This is a genomic window from Aeromonas sp. LsrichE-8G (assembly GCF_022869435.1).
Lineage (GTDB): Bacteria > Pseudomonadota > Gammaproteobacteria > Enterobacterales > Aeromonadaceae > Aeromonas > Aeromonas caviae.
In genome coordinates this window covers 26,828-36,477 of record NZ_JALIHH010000078.1, presented here as the reverse complement: position 1 = coordinate 36,477, position 9,650 = coordinate 26,828, and the positions used below count along the sequence as shown (strand labels likewise).

The window sequence follows — 9,650 nt, the reverse complement described above, 5'->3', positions numbered from 1 at the left end:
AAGAAGTTGCTTGAGGTACTGGGTTGCATTGATAATAGTCATGGCTTCGGGTGTGTCGGTTTTTTTTTGCGATTAAATCAGATCACAAACGAAGCCTTTTTTCTATCTATTTCAATTGGTTGTAGCTAAAGATCCTGTACATGTTTCGACACTACTTCCCGCTGGGCGCGCCGGCGCGTGATTGAGCGGGATGACTTGTGGTGGGCGAGTATTGTCGTCCCAGGCAATGTGCGAGGCGGACAGGGGCATGGCGTGATCCATTGCAGGGGAAAACAGCAATATTCATTCAAATGAGTGGGTATGCGTTTATGGCTGATATTTCCCCGAGGATTTTTGAATGTTGATGCGTAATATTTCATGCTTTTGCATAAAAAAATGCCGGGCATGTCTCTGCTGGTGGGTTGTGTAGTGAAAGAGAGATGAGAATCGGGTTAACGATGCGGCAACCTTTGATTGAAGATGGCAGTCGTCAGTCGAAGAGGAGGGATGGGGGCCGCAATCGCTGTTGGTGGCAAAGTCGGGGGGAGGTTGTCTCTTTGGCGCTGCATAAAAAAAGCCCGCTACGATCGCGCAATGCTGTTCAGATAAGCACATTTTTGACTAATTATTCATAAATGCGACTTGAGTTGGGGGAGCAAGGCTGTTTCCAGTCGATGTTCCTTCAGCCTTTATCCAGCGTGGCTTGCAATAGAAAGAGGGAGGCATCATGCCTCCCTCATTTTTTAGCCCTGATACTACGTGGACTGGAACTCAAATTCTCTTAAGTGAACAGCATTGCGCTACGATCGCGGGCTTTTTGATGACTAGCAGAACCCAGTCCTGGCCCGGATCTGGAACCGGGGACAAGGGGGGCAGCGCTGGTCTGCTCGGCTTAGCGGGCGCGCACCACCAGCCCCTTGAGGTAGAAGCCTTCCGGATAGGCGGTACCGATGGGGTGATCAGATGCCTGGGAGAGCAGCTCCAGGATCTGGGCATCGCGACCGGCATCGAGGGCCGCATCGGCCACTATCTTCTGGAACAGGCTCTGCTCCATCAGGCCGGAGCAGGAGTAGGTCAAGAGCACGCCACCCGGCGCCAGCAGTTGGAACGCCAGCATGTTGATGTCCTTGTAGCCGCGGCAGGCGCCCAGCAGCTGGGCCTTGCTCTCGGCAAACTTGGGTGGGTCCAGCACGATGACATCGAACTTCTCGCCCTTCTCGCGATATTCGCGCAAGAGCTTGAAGACGTCGTGACGCACGAACTGGGTGTTGCTGGTATCGAGACCGTTCAGTTCGGCGTTCTGGCGGGCGATGTCCAGCGCATTCTGGGAGAGATCGACGTTGACTACCTCCTTGGCACCGCCCTGGAGGGCATAGACCCCGAAACCGCCGGTGTAGCAGAAGCAGTTGAGCACCCGCTTGCCTTCAGTGTATTTCGCTGCGGCAAGGCGGTTATCCCGCTGATCCAGATAGAAACCCGTCTTGTGACCGTTGCGAATATCGACCAGGATCTTGACGCCGCCGTTCTCCTCGATCACCACGGGGTCGGTCGGGGTCTCGCCATGAATGACGCCGGTGCGCTCCTTCAGCCCTTCCTTCTTGCGCACGGCCACGTCGGAGCGCTCATAGATGCTGCACTCGGGGTAGAGGGTACGCAGGGCTTGCGTTATCAGCTCACGCTGGAACTCGGCACCGGCGGAGAGGATCTGGCACACCAGGAAGTCGGCGTAGCGGTCGATGGTGAGGCCCGGCAGACCGTCGGATTCGGCGGCGCAGAGGCGATAGCCGGTGAGGCCCTGACGCTTGATGAGCCCGTCACGGGACTCCTGGGCGTATTTGAGGCGACGGATGAAGAAGTCGAGATCGACGCTCTCATCCTTGTCGAAGGTCCAGACCCGGGCACGGATCTGGGAGCTGCCGGACCAGGCACCACGGGCGAGCCATTTGCCGTCATGGGTGAAGATCTCGACGGTATCGCCGTCAACGGGGTTGCCCTGCACCCGCTCAATGCCCTTGGAGAAGATCCAGGGGTGGCGACGCAGCAGGGATTTTTCGCGGCCTTTGACGAGATAGATGGAAGCGCTCATGGGTAGTTGCCGATGGTAGAAAAGAAGGGGGCATATAGTAGGGGCTGTGAGGGTAGGCACGCAAGCCGCGTCTACCGGGATCCGTGCATCCACACGCGGTCAGGGTCGGACGGGCTGTTTAGCACGTCCCCAGCGCCTGGCCCAGACATGGCAGGCCATCTGGAGGATGGCCTGCCGGAGGGGGTCAGATCCGCAGGCCGGTGAGCGCCTGACCGAGTTCATTGGCGGTTCCCTTGAGGCCGGTGGTGCCGGCGACCGCCGCGCTGGCGGACTCCTCCACCCGGCTCGCCTCGTGGCGCACCTTGTCGAGGTTGCGAGTGATCTCCTCTGCCACCGAACTCTGCTCTTCGCTGGAGGTGGCGATCTGGGTGCTCATCTCCAGGACCGCATCGCTGTGGTTGCTGAGCCGCTCGATGTCCATGCCCACCTCGGTGATGAGCTGCTGGCTGTCGGCCGCGCGCCCCACCGTCTTCTCCATGATGTCGTTGAGCGCCCCGGTCCCGGCCTGGAGCTCCTCGATCATCTGCTGGATCTCTACCGTGGCCTGTTGGGTGCGGCTGGCGAGGGTGCGCACCTCGTCGGCCACCACCGCAAAGCCGCGTCCCTGTTCACCAGCCCGGGCGGCCTCGATGGCGGCGTTGAGGGCCAGCAGGTTGGTTTGCTGGGAGATGGCGTTGATGACGTTGACCACTTCGTTGATGCGATTGGCGTTGTGAGTCAACCGTTCGACCGCGCCCGAGGCATTGCCAATCTCGTCCGCCAGGGTGCGGATGGCGGTGATGGTGCGTGCCACCCGCTGTGCCCCGTGAGTCGCCTCGTCGCTGGACTGGCGGGTTTGCAGCAGGGTGTCATTGGCGTTGCGGGCCACTTCCCGGATGGCGGCGGACATCTGCTCCATGGCGGCGGCCAGGGAGTCCATGTGCTGTCGCTGGGCGCGGGCAAGCTGCTCGCCGTCGCTGGCATGCTCGCGAAATTCGTCGGCGGCCAGGGTAAGGGCATCGGCGGACTCTTCCACCAGTTGCACTATCTTGTGCTGGCGGTCGGTGAAGGTGTCGATACTGCCCGCCAGAATGGAGAACTCGTCCCGCACCGGAAAGAAGTTGAGCCGGAAGGTGAGATCGCCGTTCGCCACCGTCTGCAATGCCTTGTTGGTGGAGTAGAGGGCCCCCGAGACGAAGGTCATCAGATAGTGGGTGATGAGGGCCAGCAGGGCGGCCAGCACCGCGATGATGGTGAGCGTGGTGCCCTGACCATCCCAGAGGGCGTAGTGACTCGTATCCAGGGTACCGGAGACGACGCCCGCCTGACCTGCGCTGGCGCCATAGCGATAGATGTCTCCCTGCTGGCTAAGGCCGGTGGCGGCGCCAGGCGTGAGTACGAGATCCGCGGGCAGGGTAAGGGTCGGCTGCTGGCTCACCAGCTGGGCCGTGGTCTCGGCCCGCCCTTTGAGCTGATCCACTCTGAGCTGCATCGCCTGATCATGGCCGTCGGCCAGCAGATACCAGGTGAGGAAGGCGATGAACACCAGGGGGCACCAGAAGGTGATGAGAAATTTCTCGCTGATCGTGAGGTGAATGAGATAACGGTCAACCCACCGAAACTTTACTTCTTTCATAATGGTATTGCGTCCTGCAAGGGGAAGAGAGTGTCGCGCTCATTATCGCCCCGGGGAAAAATTACTTAAGGGAAAGGTGTGATAAATGGGAGAGCAATCGTTTGTCGTGCGGGTGTGGGGTCAGGTTCAGGGAGTGGGGTTTCGCTACTTCACCCGGGAGCGGGCGCTGCAACTGGGGCTGCGGGGGCATGCCTACAACCTGGAAGATGGCTCGGTGGAAATCCTGATTGCCGGTCCCGAACAGAAGGTACAGATGATGCTGGGCTGGCTTGAGCACGGGCCCCGAACCGCCACCGTCACCCGAATGGAGTGCACCCAGGCGTTGCCACCCACCGGAACCGGTTTTCATACCAACTAGCCGGGAGGGTTCATGGGGGAGAGCGGGATTGCGCAGGCCAACCGGCTCGTTGGGCAATATCGGGGGGCGACCCTGGCACTGCGCCAGCACAAGGGGATGGAAGAGGTGCATGCCTACCGGATAGCGGCCCGCCGCCTGCTGGCGCTGCTCGCCCTGTGGCGACCCCTCATTCATGAGCCCGAGCTGGAGCGGCGATTGACCCGTGCCGTCGGCACGCTCTCCGCCCTGCGCGATGCCCAGGTCTATGCGCAGCATCATGGTGGCTCGCTTCGGCAGAACCGCTTGCCACGGGTCCCCCTGTTGACCGGCCTGCTTGCCCGTTGGCTGGCCCGACTGGAAGAGGTGCCCGTCGGTGTCGATCTCTTGCCGCTGTTTCAGCTGCATCTGGCGCTGTCACTGTCGGATGCACTGGCGAAGACCACCTCCCTTCCTGTGGGCATCAGGGCGAAACTTCGGTGCTGGCACCGGCTGCGCCTGGTGCTGAAACAGGCGCGCTACGGGATGGAGCTGCTGACGGCACAGGGGGGAGGGGATCCGGCCTGGTTGTCCATGCTGGTGAGCTGGCAGGAGCGGCTTGGGCAATTGCAGGACAGGCGCCAATGGCTAAGACGCCTTGGGGGCGAAACGGGGCGAGGCCAGCAACGGCGAGCCCTGAAAACAGAGATCCGCTGCCAACTACTGCAACTGGATTGCCATCAGGCGGAGCTGGTCGGCCTTCGCATGGCATTGCTGCAGAGCGGGCAGTAAGCACCCCACAAGGTAAAAAAAGAGAGGCCATTGGCCTCTCTTTTCATTGGGACTGTCCGGGAAGGGGCGTATTACTTCACGCGCATGCCCGGCTGGGCACCTTCCTGGGGCTCGAGGATCCAGAGATCCTTGCCACCTGGACCTGCCGCCAGCACCATGCCTTCGGACATGCCAAAGCGCATCTTGCGCGGGGCCAGGTTGGCCACCATCACGGTCAGCTTGCCTTCCAGATCTTCCGGGTTGTAGGCAGACTTGATACCGGCAAACACCTGACGGGTTTCGCCGCCGATGTCCAGCTGCAACTTCAGCAGCTTCTCGGCTTCCGGCACCGCTTCGGCCTTTTTGATCAGCGCCACCCGCAGGTCAATCTTGGCAAAGTCGTCGTAGGTGATGGTCTCGCTGATGGGATCGTCCACCAGGGGGCCTGCCGGTTTCTTGCTCTGCTCCTTGGCGAGATCTTCCTTGGACGCTTCCACCATGGCATCCACCTTGGCGGACTCGATGCGGGAGAAGAGCGCCTTGAAGGGGGCGACGCCGTGGTCGACCAGAGGGGCGGCGATGCCGTCCCAGGTCAGGGTCTCGCCGAGGAAGGCTTCGGCGCGCTCGGCCAGTTGCGGCATGACGGGCTTCAAGTAGGCCATCAGCACGCGGAACAGGTTGATGCCGACGGAGCAGACGGCTTGCAGCTCGGCATCCGCCCCTTCCTGCTTGGCGATGACCCAGGGAGCCTTGTCGTCCACATAGCGGTTGGCCTTGTCGGCCAGGGCCATGATCTCGCGGATGGCGCGGCTGAATTCGCGCGCTTCATAGGCTTCGGCGATGCTGGTGCTGGCGTTGGCAAACTCGGCGTAGAGTGCGGGCTCGGCGCAGGTGGCGGCCAGCTTGCCGTCAAAACGCTTGGCGATAAAGCCGGCGTTGCGAGAGGCCAGGTTGACCAGCTTGTTGACCACGTCGGCGTTGACGCGGGAGACGAAGTCTTCGAGGTTCAAGTCCAGATCGTCGATGCGGCTGTTGAGCTTGGCGGCGTAGTAGTAACGCAGGCACTCCGGATCCAGGTGCTTGAGATAGGTGGACGCCTTGATGAAGGTGCCCTTGGACTTGGACATCTTGGCGCCGTTGACGGTTACATAGCCGTGCACGTTTACCTTGGTCGGCTTGCGGAAGTTCGCGCCTTCCAGCATGGCCGGCCAGAACAGGCAGTGGAAGTAGGCGATGTCCTTGCCGATGAAGTGATAGAGCTCGGCGTCGGAGTCCGCTTTCCAGTAGCTGTCGAAGTCGATGTCGCCGCGCTTGTTGCACAGGTTCTTGAACGACGCCATGTAGCCGATGGGGGCGTCCAGCCAGACATAGAAGTATTTGCCGGGGGCACCGGGAATTTCGAAGCCGAAGTAGGGGGCGTCACGGGTGATGTCCCACTGCTGCAGGCCGCTTTCGAACCACTCTTGCATCTTGTTGGCCATCTCTTCCTGGATGGCGCCGGAGCCGCGCACCCAGTCGGCGAGCCAGGCTTCGAACTGGGGCAGGTCGAAGAAGAAGTGCTCGGAGTCCTTCATCACCGGGGTCGCACCGGAGACGGCGGATTTCGGATCAATCAGCTCGGTCGGGCTGTAGGTGGCGCCGCACGCGTCGCAGTTGTCACCGTACTGATCGGGGGACTTGCACTTGGGGCAGGTGCCCTTGACGAAGCGATCCGGCAGGAACATGGATTTTTCCGGATCGAACAGTTGGGAGATGGTGCGGATCTTGATTTTGCCGGACTCTTTGAGGCGGCCATAGATCACGCCCGCCAGCTCGCGGTTCTCGTCGCTGTGGGTGGAGTGGTAGTTGTCGAAGCTGATGTTGAAACCGGCAAAATCCCCCTGGTGCTCCTGGGAGACGGCGGCAATCATCTCTTCCGGCGAGATCCCCATCTGCTGCGCCTTGAGCATGATGGGCGTACCGTGGGCATCGTCGGCACAGACGAAATGCACCTGATGGCCACGCATTCGCTGATAACGAACCCAGATATCGGCCTGGATGTGTTCCAGCATGTGGCCGAGATGGATGGAGCCGTTGGCATAGGGGAGGGCGCAGGTTACCAGCATTCTACGAGGATCAGTTGCCATAATACGTTCTTTATGTGCCTGTTGGGATGATACAGTGCCGTGCATGTTACCCGAATTGGGGGCGGCCTGCCTAGGGTTGTGGCCCCCGGTGCCCTGACTGGCGGCATCACGATGACGTCGGCAAGCCACTGATTTATGTGCGGTAACCGTTCACCTCAGCATAACGACAACATAATGGGGAGTTAATGGTGATTGATTCAGTAAAACAGATCCTGGCCGAATTTAAGCCGGCAGGATGGGGCAAGGATCTGGTCGCGGCCGGTTTTGTGCGTTCCGTCGAGCGGCACGAACAGACCCTGGCCATCACGCTGGTGCTGCCCTTTGCCGGCCAGTCCCTGTTTGAACAGATCAAAGAGGAGTTCGATTCCCGGCTGCGCAGCGCAACCGGTGCGACCCGCATCGACTGGACGGGGGAGATAGACGTGGCCAGCATGCCCCGCGCGCAGCAACTGGCGGCGGTGCAGGGGATCCGCAATATCCTGGTGGTTGCCTCCGGCAAGGGAGGGGTGGGCAAGTCCACTACCGCGGTCAACCTGGCGCTGGCGCTGCAAAAAGAGGGGGCGCGGGTCGCCCTGCTGGATGCGGACATCTATGGCCCCTCCATCCCGACCATGACGGGGACCCTCAAGGAGCGCCCTGTCAGCTTTGATGGCAAGTTGATGGAGCCGGTGATGGCCTGCGGCATCAAGAGCAACAGCATCGGTTATCTGGTGGCCGAGCAGGATGCCACCATCTGGCGCGGTCCCATGGCGAGCAAGGCACTCGGGCAGATCCTGCACGAGACCCGCTGGGGCGAGGTGGACTACCTGGTGGTGGACATGCCCCCGGGCACCGGCGATATCCAGCTGACGCTGGCCCAGCAGGTGCCCACCACGGCGGCGGTGATCGTCACGACGCCCCAGGATGTGGCGCTGGCAGATGCCCGCAAGGGGATCGCCATGTTCAACAAGGTCAATGTGCCTGTGCTTGGCATCGTCGAGAACATGAGTTACCACGTCTGCAGCGCCTGCGGGCATCACGAGCCGTTGTTCGGTACCGGCGGTGGCCAGAAGATGGCGGAGCAGTATCACGTGGCGCTGCTTGGTCAGTTGCCGCTGCATATCGACATTCGCCAGCACATGGATGACGGCTGCCCCACCGTGTTCGGTGCGCCGGATGGCGAGCTGTCACAGACTTACCTGAAACTGGCTCGCCGGGTAGGGGCCGAGCTCTATTTCAGCGCAAAACCGATTGCGACCCCGCTCTACACGGTGGCGCTGGACGAATAATCGGCGTTCGGCCAAGGGGGACGGATTTGGGGTGGGCATGGCCACCCCTTTTTCATATAATGGATCGGTTTAAACAATCCCCAGTGCTCTTCTCTTTAGGTATTTTCAATGTCTGATACTCAACATTCCTGCGTGATCATCGGTATTGCTGGTGCATCCGCGTCCGGCAAGAGTCTTATCGCCCAAACCATCTATGAAGAGCTGGTGGCCGAGCTGGGAGCGGGTCAGATTGGTGTGATCACCGAGGATTGCTACTACCGTGATCAGACCCACCTGACCATGGAAGAGCGGGTCAAGACCAACTATGACCACCCCAATGCCCTGGATCACGATCTGCTGGTGCAGCATCTGACCCAGCTGACGCAAGGGGAAGCAGTCAACATCCCCCAGTACTCCTATACCGAGCACACGCGCATGACCGAGGTCACCACCTTTGCACCGCGCCGTGTCATCATCCTCGAAGGGATACTGCTGTTGACCGACAGCCGCCTGCGCGAACTGATGGACGCCTCCATCTTCATGGATACCCCGCTCGACATCTGTTTGCTGCGCCGTCTGGTGCGCGATGTGCAGGAGCGCGGTCGTACCATGGACTCCGTGCTCAAGCAGTATCAGAAGACTGTGCGTCCCATGTTCATGCAGTTCATCGACCCGTCCAAGCAGTATGCCGACGTGATCGTGCCCCGTGGCGGCAAGAACCGCATCGCCATCGACATGCTCAAGGCGCGTATCCGCCATATGTTGATTGGTTGAGAGAAAACAAGCCGGGTGATGCCCGGTTTTTTTTTAATGAATCTTTTGTCAGGAGAGTCGCAGAATGCGTCTTTGTGATACCGATATCGAACGGCACCTGGATGAAGGCAAGATCGTCATCGAGCCGCGGCCCGGTGTTGAGCGGATCAGCGGCGTCAGCGTCGATGTGCTGCTGGGCAACGAGTTTCGGGTGTTTCGCGATCATACCGCGCCTTACATCGACCTTGGCGGTACCAGTGCCGAGATGGCCGATGCCATCGAGCGGGTGATGAGCGAGGAGATCCACGTGCCGGACGGTGAAGCCTTCTATCTGCACCCGGGTCAGCTGGCGCTGGCGGTGACCTATGAATCGGTTACCTTGCCCGCCGATATCGTCGGCTGGCTGGATGGTCGCTCCTCCCTGGCTCGCCTGGGCCTCATGGTGCACGTCACCGCCCACCGCATCGATCCGGGCTGGTCCGGTCGCATCGTGCTGGAGTTTTACAACGGCGGCAAGTTGCCTCTGGCCCTTCGTCCCAAGATGAAGATCGGTGCCCTGAACTTCGAGATGCTGTCAGGTACCGCGGCTCGCCCGTACAACAAACGGGAAAATGCCAAATACAAGAGTCAGCAAGGGGCTGTGGCCAGCCGGATCAACCAGGATTGATCCCCGCACCGTGCGGCTTGTCTATCGAGGAGGGTGCCAAGGCACCCTCTTTTATATCTGACAAAAGGAAACGGGCGTGCCGAGCGGGTTGAA

8 protein-coding genes are annotated in these 9,650 nt (G+C 60.5%); 5 read left to right on the top strand and 3 right to left on the bottom strand.

The window, feature by feature from the left end:
- Positions 1 to 871 precede the first annotated feature (871 nt).
- Together MUW49_RS13445 and MUW49_RS13440 are read right to left on the bottom strand one after the other, a co-directional pair.
- Positions 872 to 2,065, bottom strand: a complete 1,194-nt coding sequence (locus MUW49_RS13445; protein WP_039039155.1) for a class I SAM-dependent methyltransferase — start codon at positions 2,063 to 2,065, stop codon at positions 872 to 874.
- A 184-nt stretch (positions 2,066 to 2,249) separates the two neighbouring features.
- Entirely contained in the window at positions 2,250 to 3,680 is a 1,431-nt protein-coding gene (locus tag MUW49_RS13440) for a methyl-accepting chemotaxis protein (protein WP_244812882.1), read from the bottom strand.
- An 85-nt stretch (positions 3,681 to 3,765) separates the two neighbouring features.
- On the opposite strand from MUW49_RS13440, the gene MUW49_RS13435 reads away from it, so the two are divergent.
- Entirely contained in the window at positions 3,766 to 4,038 is a 273-nt protein-coding gene (locus tag MUW49_RS13435) for an acylphosphatase (protein WP_010674727.1), read from the top strand.
- Between the two features lie 12 nt (positions 4,039 to 4,050).
- Positions 4,051 to 4,785, top strand: coding sequence for a CHAD domain-containing protein (locus MUW49_RS13430; protein ID WP_045524856.1), 735 nt, complete (start codon positions 4,051 to 4,053; stop codon positions 4,783 to 4,785).
- Between the two features lie 71 nt (positions 4,786 to 4,856).
- Here MUW49_RS13430 and metG read toward each other — a convergent pair whose 3' ends face one another.
- Entirely contained in the window at positions 4,857 to 6,890 is a 2,034-nt protein-coding gene (metG, locus tag MUW49_RS13425) for a methionine--tRNA ligase (protein WP_113978933.1), read from the bottom strand.
- Between the two features lie 185 nt (positions 6,891 to 7,075).
- Here metG and apbC point away from each other — a divergent pair, with 185 nt between their 5' ends.
- From apbC to dcd, 3 genes are all read left to right on the top strand, one after another.
- Positions 7,076 to 8,158 (top strand): iron-sulfur cluster carrier protein ApbC, encoded by a 1,083-nt coding sequence (gene apbC / locus MUW49_RS13420; protein ID WP_113978935.1) that lies wholly within the window; start codon positions 7,076 to 7,078, stop codon positions 8,156 to 8,158.
- Positions 8,159 to 8,266: 108 nt separating this feature from the next.
- Positions 8,267 to 8,911: a uridine kinase gene (gene udk / locus MUW49_RS13415; protein ID WP_010674731.1), complete on the top strand. Its 645-nt coding sequence runs from the start codon at positions 8,267 to 8,269 to the stop codon at positions 8,909 to 8,911.
- A gap of 64 nt (positions 8,912 to 8,975) precedes the next feature.
- The gene (gene dcd / locus MUW49_RS13410; RefSeq protein WP_010674732.1) at positions 8,976 to 9,557 is read left to right on the top strand and encodes a dCTP deaminase; all 582 of its coding nucleotides are present in this window, start codon (positions 8,976 to 8,978) and stop codon (positions 9,555 to 9,557) included.
- Positions 9,558 to 9,650 lie beyond the last annotated feature (93 nt).